The sequence below is a fragment of the Nostoc sp. genome (assembly GCF_036917455.1).
In the GTDB taxonomy this organism is placed as follows: Bacteria; Cyanobacteriota; Cyanobacteriia; order Cyanobacteriales; family Nostocaceae; genus Nostoc.
The window spans coordinates 55,913-74,147 of the sequence record NZ_JBALDK010000141.1 but is presented as its reverse complement, the minus strand read 5'-3'; the positions used below and the strand labels follow the sequence as shown (position 1 = coordinate 74,147).

General features: G+C 41.2%; 17 protein-coding genes and 1 pseudogene. 11 read left to right on the top strand and 7 right to left on the bottom strand.

What is annotated here, in order from left to right; translation table 11 throughout:
• The first annotated feature begins 49 nt into the window (after window positions 1-49).
• Complete coding sequence (gene rpmE, locus V7K42_RS14640; RefSeq protein ID WP_292848128.1) at window positions 50-292, top strand: 50S ribosomal protein L31; 243 nt, start codon at window positions 50-52, stop codon at window positions 290-292.
• A 103-nt stretch (window positions 293-395) separates the two neighbouring features.
• Window positions 396-1,493: a peptide chain release factor 1 gene (prfA, locus tag V7K42_RS14635; protein WP_334917274.1), complete on the top strand. Its 1,098-nt coding sequence runs from the start codon at window positions 396-398 to the stop codon at window positions 1,491-1,493.
• A gap of 9 nt (window positions 1,494-1,502) precedes the next feature.
• Here prfA and V7K42_RS14630 read toward each other — a convergent pair whose 3' ends face one another.
• A complete protein-coding gene (locus V7K42_RS14630) occupies window positions 1,503-1,949 on the bottom strand; it encodes a hypothetical protein (protein WP_334917272.1) in 447 nt (148 codons plus the stop codon).
• 240 nt (window positions 1,950-2,189) lie between these two features.
• On the opposite strand from V7K42_RS14630, the gene V7K42_RS14625 reads away from it, so the two are divergent.
• The 8 genes and pseudogenes from V7K42_RS14625 to V7K42_RS14590 all read left to right on the top strand — a co-directional run bounded on the left by V7K42_RS14625 (window position 2,190) and on the right by V7K42_RS14590 (window position 9,589).
• Complete coding sequence (locus tag V7K42_RS14625; RefSeq protein ID WP_094342463.1) at window positions 2,190-2,552, top strand: helix-turn-helix domain-containing protein; 363 nt, start codon at window positions 2,190-2,192, stop codon at window positions 2,550-2,552.
• 222 nt (window positions 2,553-2,774) lie between these two features.
• Window positions 2,775-3,272 carry a hypothetical protein gene (locus V7K42_RS14620; protein ID WP_334917270.1) on the top strand — a complete coding sequence of 166 codons (498 nt, stop codon included), beginning with the start codon at window positions 2,775-2,777 and terminating at the stop codon, window positions 3,270-3,272.
• 34 nt (window positions 3,273-3,306) lie between these two features.
• Window positions 3,307-3,930 (top strand): annotated as a pseudogene (locus tag V7K42_RS14615) (Rpn family recombination-promoting nuclease/putative transposase).
• Between the two features lie 155 nt (window positions 3,931-4,085).
• Window positions 4,086-5,771, top strand: a complete 1,686-nt coding sequence (locus tag V7K42_RS14610; protein ID WP_334917268.1) for an ABC-F family ATP-binding cassette domain-containing protein — start codon at window positions 4,086-4,088, stop codon at window positions 5,769-5,771.
• A gap of 502 nt (window positions 5,772-6,273) precedes the next feature.
• Window positions 6,274-6,576, top strand: coding sequence for a TRADD-N-associated membrane domain-containing protein (locus V7K42_RS14605; RefSeq protein WP_334917266.1), 303 nt, complete (start codon window positions 6,274-6,276; stop codon window positions 6,574-6,576).
• Between the two features lie 266 nt (window positions 6,577-6,842).
• Complete coding sequence (gene gpmI / locus V7K42_RS14600) at window positions 6,843-8,441, top strand: 2,3-bisphosphoglycerate-independent phosphoglycerate mutase (protein WP_334917264.1); 1,599 nt, start codon at window positions 6,843-6,845, stop codon at window positions 8,439-8,441.
• A 97-nt stretch (window positions 8,442-8,538) separates the two neighbouring features.
• The gene (secG, locus tag V7K42_RS14595) at window positions 8,539-8,772 is read left to right on the top strand and encodes a preprotein translocase subunit SecG (RefSeq protein WP_094328436.1); all 234 of its coding nucleotides are present in this window, start codon (window positions 8,539-8,541) and stop codon (window positions 8,770-8,772) included.
• A gap of 10 nt (window positions 8,773-8,782) precedes the next feature.
• Window positions 8,783-9,589, top strand: coding sequence for a peptidase (locus tag V7K42_RS14590; RefSeq protein WP_334917262.1), 807 nt, complete (start codon window positions 8,783-8,785; stop codon window positions 9,587-9,589).
• 15 nt (window positions 9,590-9,604) lie between these two features.
• On the opposite strand, the gene V7K42_RS14585 is transcribed toward V7K42_RS14590, so the two are convergent.
• The 6 genes from V7K42_RS14585 to V7K42_RS14560 form a co-directional block, all read right to left on the bottom strand.
• On the bottom strand, window positions 9,605-10,000 hold the full coding sequence (locus tag V7K42_RS14585; protein ID WP_334917260.1) for a hypothetical protein: 396 nt from the start codon (window positions 9,998-10,000) through the stop codon (window positions 9,605-9,607).
• Window positions 10,001-10,124: 124 nt separating this feature from the next.
• The gene (locus V7K42_RS14580) at window positions 10,125-11,273 is read right to left on the bottom strand and encodes a glycosyltransferase family 4 protein (protein ID WP_334917258.1); all 1,149 of its coding nucleotides are present in this window, start codon (window positions 11,271-11,273) and stop codon (window positions 10,125-10,127) included.
• A gap of 346 nt (window positions 11,274-11,619) precedes the next feature.
• Window positions 11,620-13,260, bottom strand: a complete 1,641-nt coding sequence (locus V7K42_RS14575) for an MFS transporter (RefSeq protein WP_334917361.1) — start codon at window positions 13,258-13,260, stop codon at window positions 11,620-11,622.
• Window positions 13,247-14,131: a DNA repair protein RecO gene (gene recO, locus V7K42_RS14570; RefSeq protein ID WP_334917256.1), complete on the bottom strand. Its 885-nt coding sequence runs from the start codon at window positions 14,129-14,131 to the stop codon at window positions 13,247-13,249. The genes V7K42_RS14575 and recO overlap by 14 nt, the downstream gene beginning before the upstream one ends.
• Window positions 14,132-14,235: 104 nt before the next feature.
• Window positions 14,236-14,916 (bottom strand): deoxyribose-phosphate aldolase, encoded by a 681-nt coding sequence (deoC, locus tag V7K42_RS14565; RefSeq protein ID WP_334917254.1) that lies wholly within the window; start codon window positions 14,914-14,916, stop codon window positions 14,236-14,238.
• Window positions 14,917-15,022: 106 nt separating this feature from the next.
• Window positions 15,023-16,264 (bottom strand): DNA cytosine methyltransferase, encoded by a 1,242-nt coding sequence (locus V7K42_RS14560; RefSeq protein WP_334917252.1) that lies wholly within the window; start codon window positions 16,262-16,264, stop codon window positions 15,023-15,025.
• Window positions 16,265-16,551: 287 nt separating this feature from the next.
• Between V7K42_RS14560 and V7K42_RS14555 the strand changes: the two genes are divergently transcribed.
• Window positions 16,552-17,832, top strand: a complete 1,281-nt coding sequence (locus tag V7K42_RS14555; protein WP_334917250.1) for a glycosyltransferase family 4 protein — start codon at window positions 16,552-16,554, stop codon at window positions 17,830-17,832.
• Window positions 17,833-18,235 lie beyond the last annotated feature (403 nt).

Here is an 18,235-nt window from a genome sequence, read left to right as displayed (position 1 = left end):
TTGAAACCTGAAAGTTATAATTTATATAGATTCAATCCCACAAAGAACAATGGCTAAATCTGATATTCATCCCAAATGGTATCCAGATGCTAAAGTTTACTGCAACGGTCAAGTTGTTATGACCATTGGCTCTACAAAGCCAGAATTGCACGTAGATGTTTGGTCTGGAAACCACCCCTTTTATACTGGCACTCAGAAGATTATTGACACTGAAGGTCGAGTAGAGCGCTTCCTCCGTAAGTACGGTATGAGCAGCACTCAAACATCTGGCGACGAACAAACCAAAAAGTAGCGGGTTGGCTCTGCTGTTAACGACGGCCCTGCATCAGCTGGGTCGATTGTCATTTATATGCTCGAGCCAATTTGTTATTTTTTAAGGAGCGATCGCACTCGTCATGGCTGAATCATACTTACTGGACAAACTAAAATCCGTTGAACAAACCTTTAATGAGTTAACACGTCGTCTTGGCGACCCCGATACCGCTAGCAATCCTGATGAGTATCAAGAAATTGCTAAGTCTCGTTCTTCTTTAGAAGAAGTAGTTAATACTTATGAAACTTGGAAAGCAGCCCAAGAAGACTTGACTGGAGCGCGTCAAGTTTACAAAGAATCTGCGAGCGATCCAGAGTTGCAAGAAATGGCATCGCTGGAAGTAAAGGAACTTGAAGAAAAAATAGAATATTTAGAGTCTCGCTTGAAAGTCTTACTGCTACCACGCGACCCCAATGATGAAAAGAATATCATGTTGGAAATTCGCGCTGGTACTGGTGGCGATGAAGCAAGCATTTGGGCTGGCGATTTGATGCAGATGTACACCCGCTATGCCCAGACTCAAGGTTGGAAAGTTTCTCTAGTGAGCGAATCTAAAGGAGAAATGGGTGGCTGGAAAGAGGTCATTCTAGAAATTAAAGGTAATGACGTTTACAGCCAGTTAAAGTTTGAAGCTGGAGTGCATCGCGTGCAGCGCGTGCCGGCAACTGAATCTGGGGGACGGGTTCATACTTCTACAGCTACCGTAGCGATTATGCCAGAGGTGGATGATGTGGAAATTCACATTGACCCGAAAGATATTGAAATGACTACAGCCCGTTCTGGCGGTGCTGGTGGACAAAACGTCAACAAGGTGGAAACAGCCGTTGACTTGATGCACAAACCGACAGGGATTCGGATTTTCTGTACAGAAGAACGCAGCCAGTTACAAAACAAAGAACGGGCAATGCAAATTCTGCGGGCGAAGTTGTATGACATCAAGTTAGGCGAACAACAAGCAGCTGTAACTTCCATGCGGCGATCGCAAGTTGGTACTGGATCGCGATCGGAAAAAATTCGCACCTATAATTATAAAGATAACCGCGCTACCGATCACCGCTTAGGTCAGAATTATTCTCTTAACCCTGTTTTGGATGGTGATTTAGAGACGCTTATCCAATCTTGTATATCTCTAGACCAACAAGAACGTCTCGCGGAGTTAGCGACTTCCGCCGCTAACTAATTTTTGTTGTTAATGTTCTTGTAAAACCACTTGTTGTACTGTTGCTTTTAACATACACAGGTGGTTTTCTAATATAGTGTGGAGTGCATCTTCCATTTCACTGGGATAATGGTAATAGATAAATTCGTACTTCATAACGTAATTTAGCTTCGCCCAGTCCTTCAGAGTTTGACAGGTATAAATTAGCTTTTGGGCTTCTTCTTGCCAACGCGCAAAAATCCGGTAGCTAAAAAAGCTGCTGCACATATTTCCTTTTGCATCCCAGTAGGAAATACACACTTGATGCTTCAGAAGGTGGATTTTTTTGATTTGCTGAACATCGTAGCCTTTAACCTTTAAGGCTTCTTTGGTTTCTGCTTCAGAAATGTTCCACTTTTCTGGTTTAATTTTATTAGTGGCTATCAGATTTTTACCTTTGCGGCGATATTGGTTAATTTTGCGTGGCTTGCGAAACATGATGCACCTTCGATATTATTTCTTCGCAGCAAAGTCTAGCTACTAGCACAAGCGCCGTAGCAAACTAAGTTTTTTGGGTTGATTAAAGATAGATGGATTATTCTACTAGCTTGATGCCTATAGTTGCCGATTTACAACCAGAGATATAGTTTAGTACTAAAACACAAGGCTGTCAATATAAAAGTAAACTTGTATTATTGAAAGTAAACTTGTAAATAAAGTTGGCTAGCTATATAAGCAGTGAAGATCGAAAGCAAACAAAAACTGATTGAAATCATTAAACTAGCTCGCGGTTCAATGAGTCAGCGAGCCTTTGGTAAGCTTTTGGGAGTATCTGCTACTGCTGTTCAGATGTGGGAAAAAGGTGTGAAGGTTCCAGATACAGAAAATTTGGCTCAAATCGCATCGAAAGCAGGCTACACAATGGAAGAGTTAATCAGCTGCATTGATGGTAAGCCAATTTCAGAAACCTCAGATTTGAGTCTGATTCTGAGACAAATTCAGCACATGCCTTTGGCCCAAGTAGCTCAAATTGTGCAAGCTGCGGCAGATAGATTGGCGGCTGTGGCTGAAGCGTCTGGAGATGAGGCGAAGGCCAGTTAAATATATTTGTAATTTGTAATTAAATTTTTTAAGGGCGATTTAGCGCAAAATCGGATCAAACTAGCTTGTGGTTTCTTGCTGTCAAGATTCAACTCTATGGACAAACCTTTTTTGTCTGTATAGCTGCGATTTCTAATCGCCAGAACTAGGGTAATTTTATTGGCAGTTAAGCAATAAATGGTTTTAAAATGGTGCAATCTTAAAATATTTAGGGGTGCAGCTATGTCGCTACGCAATGAGCCTTTAGATTGGCAAGTTCAAACGAACAATCCTTATATACCAATTTATCATCAAGGGAATTTGGTGGGATTTTTTAAACCAGATTATGCCAATGAAATAATTAAAATTTTAAACGAAGAAGAAGTTTTAAAGAAAGCTCTAAAAATGGCTTGTACCGATTTAATTAAAAAACTGGGAGGCGATACCAGAAAAGTATATTATTTAATGGAAAAATATGTAAAAACTAGTGAGCGTCCCAAGCATGGAATTAGAGCGATCGCAGTTTTACTTCAAGATAGACAAAAAGAGCTTGACTTGAGTAACCAGGAGTTTGCTAAATTCTGCGATACCTTTAAATTATCTCCCACAGAACTGAATAATATTTATGCTGGACAAGCATTTGATGATAGTTTGTTAGCGCCCCTTTCACGGATATTAGGGATGCCGAAAGAGCAATTGCTGAAAGTGCGAGATGGTTCGGAAGAATCAAGCAACACATGAAGAGCAAATCAAAATTTTCAATTGATATAAAGTTGTGAAAACAGACATCATCTTTTATCGCCTGTTTCAAGAATTCCCTGATATTTTATTTGAAGTTATAAATTTGTAATTTTGAATTTTGAATTCCCCGAAGGGGTTGACTGGGGTGCTGTGGTTTTATACCCAAACAGGAATGTAGATACAGGCAGTATCAAACATTACCATGAGTTTCTCACAAGTGGGCGCATCAGGCGTATTTATTTGGATGAATTAGGTGAGGCTGCATCGCTTCCACTTGGCATTGCAACTGCTAAATTAGTAATTGCAACCGACGACATAGCGATCGCACAAGCAAGGGAGTTGATAGACAGAACCAAGTCAGAGATTAGCTCACCACCAAAATAGCAGCAATTATTACAATTTATAGAGACTATTTTGGCTTACAAGTTTCCCACAATGAGTAGGGAGGAGATCGAGCAAATGTTTAGCTTAAGCGAGTTAAAGCAAACCAGATTTTATCAGGAAGCCTTTCAAGAAGGTGTTGAACAAGGTAAGTTTCAAGGGAAACTAAAAGCAGTACCACGCAATGTTAGCAGCAGTGTTGACTGTAGAACAAGTAGCACAGGCGTTAGATTTGAGTGTCGAAGAAGTTAGACAAGTAACACAAAGCCAGCCTTGAGATAGATGTGGTAAATTTTATCCGTGGCTCAAGCCAAATTTGGTTTGCGGCTTTCAGACTTGATCGCGACGAATTTATAGTTAATTTTTGTTAATATTAGAGGCGGTGTTAGTACTTCGTCCTCAACCACCCACTCCCTACCTGAGAGAAACTTAATGCTGCGACTAGAACATATAAGTAAAATTTATCCCACAGGCGAAGTTCTCAAAGATATCAACTGGGAAGTTAAACCAGGCGATCGCATTGGCTTAGTCGGTGTCAACGGTGCTGGAAAATCAACCCAACTCAAAATCATCTCTGGGGAAATGGAACCCACCGCCGGCGAAATCATTCGTCCTAATAGCTTACATATAGCCTACCTCAACCAAGAGTTTGAAGTAGACCCCACTCGCACCGTTAGAGAAGAATTTTGGACTGTCTTTAAAGAAGCCAACGAAGTACAGTTATCTCTGGCACACATTCCGCAAGAGATGGAAACGGCTAACCCAGATGAACTGGATCGACTGATCGACAAGTTGGATCGCTTGCAGCGCAAATTTGAAGCCTTGGATGGCTACAACTTAGATGCACGCATTGGGAAAATCTTACCAGAGATGGGGTTTGGGCTAGAAGATGGCGATCGCCTCGTCAGTGCCTTCAGTGGTGGTTGGCAAATGCGGATGAGTTTGGGTAAAATTCTCCTGCAAAAACCCGACTTGTTGCTGCTGGATGAACCGACTAACCACCTAGATTTAGAAACCATTGAGTGGTTGGAAAATTACCTCAGAGGGCTGATTACGCCAATGGTAATAGTCTCCCATGACCGGGAATTCCTTGACCGCCTTTGCACCCAAATTGTGGAAACTGAACGTGGCGTTTCTAGTACCTACCTTGGTAACTACTCAGCATATTTAGAACAAAAAGCCGAAAGTCAATCAGCACAGCTTAGTGCTTACGAACGTCAACAGAAAGAATTAGAGAAACAGCAAACCTTTGTTGATAGATTCCGCGCCAGTGCTACCCGTAGTACCCAAGCGAAAAGCCGGGAAAAGCAACTCGACAAAATTGAACGTATTGAAGCACCCATTGCCGGTGTAAGAACTCTCCACTTCCGTTTTCCGCCTGCACCCCGCAGTGGACGTGAGGTAGTGGACATTAAAGATTTAACTCATCTTTATGGTGATAAAATCTTGTTTTTGGCAGCAAATCTCCTAATTGAAAGGGGCGATCGCATTGCATTTCTTGGCCCCAATGGTGCTGGGAAATCTACCCTTCTGCGCGTAATTATGGGTATGGAAGCACCCACAGAAGGTAGTGTTCAATTAGGGGATCACAACGTTATCCCTGGTTACTTTGAGCAAAATCAAGCTGAAGCCTTGGACTTGAAGAAAACTGTCATGGAAACTATCCATGATGAAGTTCCAGATTGGGATAACCAAGAAGTCCGCACGCTTTTGGGACGCTTCTTATTCACTGGTGATACTGTATTTAAGGCGGTTGGGGCATTAAGTGGAGGAGAAAAAGCTCGTCTGGCGTTGGCAAAAATGCTTTTACGTCCCGCGAACTTACTAATTTTAGATGAGCCGACAAATCACTTAGATATTCCAGCTAAAGAAATGCTGGAAGAAGCGCTCAAAAATTATGATGGGACGGCAATTGTAGTTTCCCACGATCGCTATTTTATTTCTCAAGTAGCAAATAAAATCGTAGAAATTCGTGATGGTGAATTCCGCGTTTACTTAGGAGACTATCATTACTATCTCCAGAAAATTGCTGAAGAAAAAGAACAAGCAAAGTTAGCTGCGATCGAAGCCGAAAAAGCTGCTAAAAAAGCTGCAAAGGCATCCACCAAAAGGAAATAAAGGATTGGATACTACCTTAGTAGTAGTGCTAAAACGCTACTACTAAGTGATCGCTCCTTTATTAGCGTCCTAAAACATCATAGAAAAACTACTAAAATTTCAAAAAAATTTCAAAAAACCGCAAGTTCTTCATAAAAGAAGTTAATAAGCAAAAATTCACTTGCGGCGTGGATTAGGAGTGCTATCATTCGGGTATTAGAAAGTAAAAAGGCTTTTTGAAGCACTCTATATACGGTCATTCTCATTTTTACTTAAGTATTGCTACTGATTGTACTATTACAATCACAATAATTCTTAAGCTAGGATTCTCTAGTTGAGAGTTTTCAGTATGTTAAAACCTGCCCGTTAGTTTGCAGCTTCCAGGCAGGTTATTAAACACTACTGACTTAAAGTGGTATTTAGAAGATGGCAGCCTATTTGTAGGGCTAGCCTTCATCAACCTGCTGGGTAGTTCGCAGCTACCTTGCAGACTTTCAAAAAAACCTACTTTTTCACAAATCAAATGAACAGACAATCTAAAACTAACATAGAAGTGCAGCCAAAGGATATTTCACTAGATTGGTATCGAGAACGTTCTCGACAAGCCAGTGCAAGTTTTAACCTAGCTATTAGCCTAGCAACAGCAACTACTATACTTGGTGTTGTAACTGCTGTATCAGTTTGCCTGGAAAATGTATCGGCAGCAGCAGCGACAACAGCTGTTGGACTTAGCTCTGGAGTTGTAAGCAAATTATTTTTCAACTTCTGTGATAATGCAAACAAGAGACTGGATGAGACTGCTAAAGAGCTTTTAGAAGATGATTAAATATTCATTTTTGATCCACTTATTTTTGGATGCTGCTAAAGCTACTGCAAAACAAAAATGATGCAGTTAGTCTAGTAGTAGTACTTTATTGCTAGTACTAGACTAATCACTAAATGTAAATATCACAACAACATACACAACATTTCTTAAGATTAAGAAAATTCTAAAAAAACTATAAAGTAATTCATAATAAGAGAAATTCTCTTGCAGCGTGGATTAGCAGTGGTATCATTCGGGTATTACAAAAAGTAAAGGGCAATTTTACTATGACCAAAGCACCTGTTGCTCCTGTGGTGCTAGTCATTTTAGACGGATGGGGCTACTGCGAGGAAAAGCGAGGAAACGCTATTGTTGCTTCTAAAACTCCCATTATGGACAGTTTATGGGCAGCTTACCCGCATACACTCATCCGCACATCAGGAAAAGCCGTAGGGTTGCCAGAAGGTCAAATGGGCAACTCTGAAGTTGGTCATTTGAACATTGGTGCTGGGCGAGTGGTACCGCAAGAACTTGTACGCATCTCCGATGCGGTTGAAGACGGTTCTATTGCCTTAAACCCAGCACTCGTCAAAATTTGCCAGGAAGTTCGTTCTCGGAATAGTAAGCTGCATCTAGTCGGGCTTTGTTCTGAGGGAGGGGTACATTCGCATATCACCCATCTATTCGGACTACTTGACTTAGCCAAAGACCAGCGAATTCCAGAAGTTTGTATTCATGCCATTACTGATGGTCGTGACACCGCCCCAACTGACGGTATAAGATCGATCACACTGCTGCAAGATTATATAGACCGCACAGGAATTGGGCGCATAGTCACCCTCAGCGGTCGCTACTACGCGATGGATCGCGATCACCGCTGGGATCGGGTCAAACGCGCCTACGACATGATGATACAAGATAGTGTTGGTAATGGTCTCAAGGCTGTGGAAGTCTTGCAAGCATCTTACGACCAAGGGATAAAAGATGAATTTGTCAACCCAATCCGAATTGCTCCCGGCGCAATACAACCAGGGGATGGGGTGATATTTTTCAACTTCCGCCCCGATCGCTCCAGACAACTGACTCAAGCTTTGGTCAGTCCCACATTTACTGGTTTTGAAAGACAGCAAATCACACCGCTATCTTTTGTCACGTTTACACAGTACGATTCAGACTTACCCGTAGCTGTAGCCTTTGAGCCTCAGAATCTCAGTAACATTCTGGGAGAAGTCATAGCCAATCACGGTCTGAATCAGTTCCGCACCGCCGAAACCGAAAAATACGCCCACGTCACCTATTTCTTTAATGGGGGTCTGGAGGAACCTTTTGCTGGAGAAGATCGGGAATTAGTAAGCAGCCCGATGGTAGCTACTTATGATCGCGCCCCAGCGATGTCAGCAGCAGCAGTTACAGATGTTGCTGCTACTGCGATTCAAAAGGGTACGTATTCTTTAGTTGTGATTAACTATGCCAACCCAGACATGGTAGGGCATACTGGTCAAATCGACGCTACCATTACAGCAATTGAAACAGTCGATCGCTGTTTGGGTCGCCTATTAGAGAGCGTTATCAAAGCCGGTGGTACAACAATTATTACTGCCGATCATGGCAACGCTGAGTATATGCTAGATGATGGGGGTAATCCCTGGACAGCCCACACCACTAACCCAGTCCCCTTGATCTTGGTAGAAGGCGAGAAAGTCAAAATCCCTGGATATGGCACAAATGTCGAACTGCGAACCGATGGCAAGCTATCCGACATTGCCCCCACAATTCTAGAGATTTTACAGCTGCCTCAGCCACCAGAAATGACCGGGCGATCGCTGCTGAAAACAGCAGATTATGAGTTGCAACGCACTCGCACCCCCGTGCAAGTAGGGCTGTAAAAGATTTGTGAATCCTGAGTTAGGAGTTTACTAAAAACTCCTAACTTCTGAATTCTGAATCGTGTTTTTGAAATTTTTTATAAATGAGATTGCTACCATGACAGTTACTAATATTGTGCAAGGTATTTGGGCGTTTTCCGCCACTGGTTTGATTATCTTGGTTTTACTGCATAGCCCCAAAGGTGATGGGATTGGAGCCATTGGTGGGCAAGCCCAGCTATTTAGCAGTACCAAAAGTGCAGAAAACACCTTAAACCGAATTACTTGGGCATTGACAGTAATTTTTCTCGGTTTGACAGTGGTTTTAAGTGCCGGTTGGCTGCCTAAATAAGGATAGGTCAATGGGGAAAATAACCCAACACCTTACCACCCTAATAAATTTAATTTCACGACGGTTAATTACAGCCCTTGCCTTTTTTCTTGGCACAGGGCTATTAATTATTTTTACTAATCTTCAGTCAAGTGGTGGATTGACAAAAATACCAACATTTGTATATTCAGACTTAATAATTTCTCTCCCCTCATCTCCACCAAAATCCCATCCCTTACCGCCTACACTTGCACAGTGGCAAGATAGTACTAACAGTGGTGACTACTTTTCCCAAATCACAACAACCCAAGTTGGTTATTTAGTCTGGTCACAGTTTCCTATTCAAGTTTACGTAGAACCACCAAAAGCTGTTAATGAAAAACAAGCTCAAGTATGGATTAACGGTGTCTTACAGGGTGTACACGAGTGGAGTACTTATTTACCTTTAACAATAGTCGAACAGCCAGAAATTGCTGATATTACGATCGCACGAAAAGTTCCACCTTTACAAATTTCTCCTGGTAGTAATATACCCCGTGCGCGATCGGCACAAACTACTTACGAGTTATACACCAGCAACAATGTTTTATCCCACCGCTTCACTATCTTGTTAAGTCCTAGTCAAATAGGTGAGTATCTCGTTGCAGCTAGCCGCCACGAATTCGGTCATGCGCTAGGAATTTGGGGTCACAGTCCGCTACAAACAGATGCTTTATACTTTTCCCAAGTTCGTAACCCGTCGCCTATTTCTGCCAGAGATGTAAATACTCTAAAGCGAGTTTATGAACAGCCAACCAGTTTAGGATGGTCTTTAGTAGACAATTCAAAGATTAATTGATCGATAGATAATACCCTACTGTCTGTCAGTAATCCAAGTCTCTCGCTGTTCCCCCTGAATCGACTGTACAACTCCAAACCTTTCCTCAATTTTGCGTGGCAGAGTCGATATCCCAAATATGTAAACGCAAACTTCTTCCGGTTGATTTGTCAAAACACGAACTTTGGCTTCGTCATCTTGTAAACGCTCTATGAAAATAGATGCACAAATTTCAATATCTTCAGGAATCTCATATACTTCCTTTGAAAAGGTGAATCTCTTCTCCAAACTATTTGCAATTTCGTCAATAACGGTTTGTTCGGGCAACGGATTTGTGAAGCAATAGACGTATGTTCGGCAGCACTTCCCATCTTCTAGCTGCTCTAAGTCAGGGATATTTATCACCTTTATCTGACTTGCGTGATACTTCATTCTTTTAACTTTAGATAGCCTTGTAAAACTGGTAAAAGAATTCTTAGTTAGGTATTTGTATTTTACCCGATCGCACTCATTGCCATCTGATAACTTGCAGTGCGATCGCACTTCTTCCCTTTCCCTATGCTCTACGACTTAAGGGTAGAGGTCGTTGTGCTAAAACTTCTTTATAAAGTTCTTCCAGCAGAGTAATATTTTTACTGAGGGTATAGCGGTCTAATACACGCTGTCTGGCTTTATGCCCTAGTAAGGTTGTTAACTCTGGATGGTCTTGCAACACGGGCAAGAGGGTTTTTAATTGCGATCGCGCTGTTTTAGTACTAATAACTACACCTGCGCCCTTTTCCAATACTTCTCCATCTGCACCCACATCGGTTGCTAAACAAGCCAACCCGCACGACATTCCTTCTAATAAAGATAGGGACAAACCCTCTACTAATGAAGGCAAAACAAATACATCTGCGCCCCGTAAAATTTCGATGCGTCGGTCTTCATCAGCAACAAATCCCAACCAGATAATGCCGTATTCGGAACCATAAAAAGGCTCTAAAGAAGACTTTAAAGGGCCGTCGCCAACAATTAGCAACTTAGTACCAGGCTCCATTGCAGACTGCTTCCAAGCCCGAAGGAGCGCTTCGACATTTTTTTCTGGTGCTATGCGCCCCTGATAAACAAACAAGCGTTCGGCTTTAAATTCCGCTTTGATTTGGGAAAATCCTGGAGAATACTTAACGGTATCAACACCATTGGGAATTACGGCAATATTTTCTTCCCTTACGCCCATCCCTGCTAATAATTCTCGCTGTATTTGGGAAAATACAATCACGCGATCGTAGTTAACTAAAAAAGGTGCGTAAAGCTGATAAGCCAAAAGTTGTGTTCCCGATATCAGCTTTGCTCCCTTACCAGCAAACGGTGTGTGAAAAGTGGCAATTAGGGGCAATCTCAATTCCTCACAGATTTCCGGTAGAAAAAAGTCTAGAGGAGATAACGTCAAAGAAGCATGGACTACATCTGGTTTGATTTCCCGCAACGACTCAGTTAAAAGTTTGGTCGCTTTAAAAGTGGGGATTGTGTAAACCTGAGACTTGTAAATGAAAGGCAGAGAAACCTCTCGAAGATTTGGCCAATTGTCAGGTTCAGACTCTTCCTGGGCGAAGTGAAGAAAGCTAACTTGATGTCCCCTGTCTAGCAAAGCATTTGTAATTTCTCGACTGTAGGTGACATTGCCGCAAAAGGGTGATTTTTTTCCAATCCAGGCTATACGCATTCTTTATTTAGCTGTAAGAAAAGCGGGTTTGAGCTATTATTTGTGTACCCTTTGTGATTTTATTTACCTATACTTGCTGATTTATATTTATTAAAAATTGCCACAAAACTATGGTTTAAAAAGCTTATTTAAAGCTGATTAAACCAGTGAATTGATAGCTTTATTTATTTTACTTATAAGTTGTTAATTTCTAATAGTTAAACAACTTATTCTGACTAATGTCAGATTGATATCCCACAAGTATATGATAAATTTTCACTGACCATAGTTTAGCATGAACACAAAAGCTTTAAGTAAATTATTAATTACGTCAAGGTAATCAATAATAAGTCCTCTTAGCTGATAACTACTTATGTGAGTTATACCAGGTTAATATACCTCCTGAAAAGACGATCGCTGCTAATCCCAAAAAAACTGCCTGTAGTCCCACAAAGGTTTCTGCTACTCCTGCTAATGCCAAAGGTAAGGAGAGGGCGATATTAATTACATTATTTTGTAAACCAAAAACTTTACCACGCATTTCTGGAGGTGTTTCTGTTTGGATCGCTGTTTGCATGGGAATACCCACTAGAGCCCCAAAGATACCTAATAGGGCCACCAGTAACAAGACTAGCCATAGTTGGGTTGTAAATATTGATAAACCAATCAGGGATGCTGCCATGCCCATACAACCATACAAACTTAGTTGAGTATAGGAGAAGCGTTGACCAAATTGACCGAGAATTGTTGCTCCCGCAGCGATGCCAACACCGCCGGCTGCTAGTAAAAAGCCGAACTGGGAGGCTTTCATATTGGGAATTATTTCTGCCATGCGAACGGCTAAAACAGTTAATGCTGCAAACACAGAAAACAATATAATTAACTGAAGCAAAGCATTACGGACACGATGATTTGCTTTGAGGTAGGCAAAACCATCTCGCAAATCAGAAAATACGTGAGGGAATTCTGTATCGGGGTGGTGGTGTTTTTCCTTAGTTGCCAGGAGGAATAAAATTAGTCCAGCGATCGCATAACTACCACCTACTAAAAGTTCTTTGCCCAAACTACCGCTACCACCAATTTGCGACCAAAGTCGATCTGCGATCGCTAACAACGGTTCCCCAACAGCAAACCCAACAATCACCGATGCCATCATCGTTGTCGTATAAAGGGAATTTGCCGAGAGTAAATCCTCTTCTTCTACAATTAAAGGAATTGCGGCTTGTTCTGCTGGTGCAAAAAACTGCGTCAGTGTGGAAACTAAAAAAGTCACACCTAAGATGATTAAAAAACCTACTGGCAACATTCCTATGGGTTTCCAGTCATGAGTCAACCACAACAGAAAGGGAATTGACAAAACTAGGATACCACGCCAAATATTCGTTGCTACTAGCACAGCCTTTTTTGACCAGCGATCAACAAACACACCAGCGACGGAACCAAATAGTACGGCTGGAATCGTAAAAGCCATCATCAAGACTGACACCCAGCCACTAATACTCTGATTGCTAGCCTGAAACTGAGTATTAATCAAAGCAATCATCAGCACCAAATAGACTTTATCTGCTAGTTGGGAGAAAACTTGACCGCCCCAAAGAGCCAGAAAATTGGGGTTTTTTAATACAGGCAAAAACCCTTGCTGTTTTACATTCCCTGTAATAGATTCTCCACCTGAACCAGATCCATCTAAGTTTGGTGGTTCTTTTTCTGAGGTAGTGGCTACTGGCAAACTTTGTCCATTTCCATCTGCTTGGGCAGAGGTTAACTTGTTCTCAGATTCTATTTCTGATTCACTTGAAACATCAGTTTTTGGGGTCTGGGCTGTCCCATTGCGATCGTTTTTAGAAACCTCTTTTGGGGATATTTCTTGGCTATTGATTTGACTAGGTGTACACTTTGAAACGGCACTCAAGTGATTCCTGACTGTAGGATCTGATACCCTATTCTGTTTTTTGGCGAGGCTTGGTGACAAAGGCAGGATTTTTTTATCCAAATCAGATGGTTGCATCATGGTTGGCAGCAAAATAAGAGTCGATCAAGGTAGCAGAGCGAATAGGGCGACCTAATTGATATTGAGCATACTGGCGCAAAATCTGCTCAACAGATAACCAGTTATGGTCTCTAGCACCATCAATTTGCATTATCTCTGGTTGTGACAGATGTTGAAGCAAAGCCAGTTCCATAGAACCTAGACGGCAAGAAATCACAGGCATTTCTTGTCGATGTACAACAACTGTTTGGGCATGGGGCATGGGGAACTCGGGACCCCCTATACCTCTCTCTCCCTCTTTTCGTAAACGTTCCCTAGTTTCTAAGCAAATCGTTCCTCCCGCAGGTATGCTAAATCCTACCTGCCAATTGGGGTCTGCAAAGTCTGGCTTGAGGGAGCGCCCAGATAAGCAGCATACTTGCACTTGCGGCGTTACTCCTGCTAAGGCTAAAAGGTGAAACACCCCATGAGCCAGATGAGCTAAAACACCAGATGCATTTGTACTAGACAAGGCTTCTAAGCGATGGAGATGTTCATTGAACAACTCATAAAGTTCTTCTTGGGGTTGTTCGCTCAAAGCTTGAGAGAGGACTATTTCTGCTAAATATTGGCTAGCAGCCAATTTTCCCAAATCTTTAGCTAAACCAGGATAAGTTTTTAACGTCTGTGCTTGAGTAATTTTATCAAGCGATCGCCCTTTCGCGATCAATAGTTCATTCACAACAAACATACCACTCCTGCCGCCCAAGCTGGAGTTATGTTTACGTGCTCCTGGAGCCACTGCTCGAATCAGACCGAATTCTAGTGTCAAAATCGTCACTATTTTATCTGATTCTCCCAGCACCTGAGTTTTAAGATTAATTCCGGTTGCTTTGTAGGTTCTACTCATTAGTCATTAGTCGTTAGTCATTGGTCATTGGTCATTAGTCATTAGGTTTTCGACTTTGGACAAATGACATAAAGTACCGACAGCGTAAGAGGAGAAACAAATGACTATTCACCTTTTCCCAGGTTATCGCGCTGGCGGATCAAATCGATACCGCGAGATGTGCCTAATCTAGTAGCACCCGCTACGATTAAGTCTAGAGCTTGATCGATGGTGCGGATACCACCCGCAGCTTTAATTCCCACCCTTTCTTTTGCCAATTCCTGCAAAAATCGCACATCTGCCACTGTTGCACCACCATTCCAACCTGTACTAGTTTTTAAGAAAGCTGCCCCCGCCTCCATAGCTATTTCAGCAGCTATTTTTTTCTCCGCATCTGTCAGCAGATTGGTTTCCAAAATTACTTTGATAGTTTGCCCAGTCTCTTCACAAATTTCGGCAATTTCGCGGTGGACTTCTTCAGTTTTACCAGCTTTCAACCAGCCCAAATTCATCACCACATCCAGCTCAGTGGCCCCATTATCCGCCGCTTCTTGAGCCTCATAAAGTTTCACTGCTGAAGTCGTCGCACCAGAAGGAAAGCCAATAACAGTACACACTTTCGGGTTTTTGCCGTGCAGGAGTTCGACTGCTTGTTTGACATAGGTGGGATACAAGCAAACGGCCGCAAAATTAAATCTGTATGCTTCTTCACACCACTGCTGAACCTGCTCTGGAGTAGCTGTTGGCGTTAACAGGGCGTGATCGATAAATGGCGCAATATCAATATCTGGATAGTCTGCTGCCATCGTGTCTGCTGCCAGTAATTGATTATTAAACTTTATAAAAAATTAAAACATTTCTTATATATATATTAAACCATATTTATTACGAGTTTATCCTGAAAATAAAGTGCTAACTTATTTTGGATATCGGCTTTATAGATGTTGCGGAATTAGTATAAGTGTTTAAGTTGACATTAGGCATAGTAAGGTTAGAAATATTAACAGCATTTTTTACACTAGTTCCGAAGAAGTCAATAATAGTTTGAGCTAACGCTTTTGATGCTAAATATGGTACGCCATTACCAATAGTTTTAAACATATTCGTGAGCGACATATTCTCTGGAAGTACAAAATTTTCAGGCAAAGATTGGATAGCTAAAGCTTCCGCTACAGAAATCCGCCGGATTTTATAGGGATGCAAATGTACTTCATTATTTCCATAGCAAGCTGTTGGAGAGTAACGCCATCGGTGAAGTCGCTTAAAAGACTTTTTAGAATCATCTCCTTCATCAATAGCAGCAAATCTTGTTATACCTGCCCTTGGTTGAAAATAGTTTTCAGCATTAGGATGCTTCAGCACATTATTTTTTATAAACCAGTATTCAACTGTTAATTCTTGAGGGATATCTTCAGGACAAGGTATTATAGAATTTTCTTGGAAGGGATCGCACTTACGCCAAGGGTAAGAAAAAACATTTTCTTGAGGATATAAAATGTGATTTTTCCAAGGAAAAGTTCTTTTAGTGAGGAAATTACCACTAACGATTTCTATTCCTATATCCTTGATAAAATTATTTCGTAAACCAATAAGAATAATTCTTTCTCTATCCTGGGGCACACCATATTCAATAGCATTGATTAACCGCTCTGTTAAGATATAGCCTGCTTCTAGTAATTGTTTCTTGAGTGATTCAAAAAATAAACGGTGTTTTGTCGTTTTCCACAACCCCTTAACGTTCTCAAATAAAAAGAAATCTGGGAGATTTCGGCAAATTAATTCAACATAAGAAGCGGAAAGCTTGCCATTATCTCCTAGACTTCCTCTATTTTTACCGCCAATCGAAAAATCAGGACAGGGAGGCCCGCCAATGAAACCCACAATATTATTAGATTTACGGCAGTCTTGTACTAACTCGCAAAGATGTTGTATTTGTGAACCTTCGAGAAGTTGGGTTACATCTCCTGCTTCTCCGTCATAATACCCGTATTCTGGCAACGGCAGATTGAGAATCTGCCGTGAATAACGGTATGCTGCCATGAATTGTGAAAAAATTTCATTGACGTAAACAATATTAAAACCGCTAGTTTCAAAACCTAAATCTAGAAATCCTGAACCAGCAAAAAAGGAGAAAATACAAGGGCGATCGTTCATTCAATAACTAATATTATGAAACAGTCTTAATTAATATAGGAATAATTAGGGTTTTTACTTACGTACCAATAAAAAAAGAACAATTTTAAGACTGCTTAAATAGTCAAAAAAGTTCACACTTTCTCTAAGTAACTAATGTGAAAGTTTACTCAATCTTTAAGGAAAATCCCTGACAGACACAAAGTCTGAAGTCACAATTAAATATAGGAGTTTCTAAGCTCTAAAACAATGTTGAAGACAAATATTTGTCATTCAACAAAAAACCGGGGTACTTCAGACTAACTTTTATGCGGATTTTAATTTACTCCTACAACTACTATCCAGAGCCAATTGGTATTGCCCCACTGATGACTGAATTAGCAGAGGGACTAGTGAAGCGTGGGCATGAAGTACGTGTAGTCACCGCTATGCCAAACTATCCTGAGCGGCAAATTTACCAAGAATATCGGGGCAACTGGTATGTCAACGAATATAAAAATGGCGTTCAAATCCAACGTAGTTACGTTTGGATTCGCCCCCAACCCAACCTATTAGATCGGGTGTTACTAGACGCTAGTTTTGTTGTTACTAGTTTTGTGCCTGCACTCTTAGGTTGGCATCCAGATGTGATTCTCTCAACATCGCCATCTTTGCCAAGCTGTGTACCAGTTGCTCTTTTAGGATGGTTACGTGCTTGTCCTGTGATCTTAAATCTACAAGATATATTACCAGAAGCAGCCATCCATGTCGGTCTACTGAAAAATAAATTGCTTATAAAGTTATTTACAGTGTTGGAAAAATTTGCTTACCACACTGCTAGTAAAATTAGTGTCATCGCCGATGGGTTTGTGGAGAATTTGCGATCTAAAGGCGTAGAAGCTAACAAAATTGTGCAAATTCCCAACTGGGTTGATGTAAATTTTATCCGCCCTTTGCCTAAAGAAAATAACCCTTTCCGCGAAGCACATAATCTAAATGGCAAATTTGTAGTTCTTTATTCTGGTAACATTGCCCTAACCCAAGGCTTAGAAAGCGTTATCAAAGCTGCTTCTGTGTTGCGCCATATCCCAGAGATTGTTTTTGTCATCGTTGGAGAGGCAAAAGGTTTACAGCGATTGCAACAAGAATGTCTAGACTGCGGTGCAGATAATGTTTTGTTACTGCCATTTCAACCCCGCAAATCTTTGCCACAAATGTTGGCAGCTGCCGATGTTGGCTTGGTAGTGCAAAAGAAAAATGTTGTATCTTTCAATATGCCGTCAAAAATTCAAGTACTACTTGCTAGTGGAGCGGCATTAGTTGCTTCTGTGCCTGATAATGGTACAGCAGCAAGAGCAATCAAGCAAAGTGGCGGCGGAGCGATCGTTCCTCCAGAAGATCCCCAAGCTTTAGCAATGGCAATTTTAGATTTGTACCAAAACCCCGAAAAAGTCAAAACTCTGGGTTATAAAAGTCGCCAATATGCTGTTGAAAACTATGCTTTTGAGCAAGCTTTAAATCAGTATGAGTCGTTGTTTTACTCATTGACAGCAGAGCATGGAGCAATTCAGTCTACAAGAGTTACAGTATCTAGAGCAGAAAGCCCATGAGGGTGCATCGACTCCGAAAGTCACAATTATACCCTCACTCTCTAAATAGCAGCAGATTTTGAGGGTGGTTAACTTATATACAGCAATAGACCAATATCTTTGGGCTAAGGAAATGTATGTGTTGAAGCAGAGGCAAAGAAAAAGGCTTAACCCAAAGATATTGAGAAATAGACAAGCTAGTTTTTAGGTGCGTTTTGAACCCAAAATTCCACAGCTTCACTTCATTCAATCTGTGAGAACATCAGTTTTTTAACTAGACAACAGGAATTAGTTGGTATCCAGTGGTACTAATAAATCATTTATACCAGTCATACTTTTGGTCGACCAGGCATAAATCTGCTGTGTTGTATTGTAGTTTTTAGTAGATAGCAATTATTAAACTAGTCCCCATAAACACCTGTTT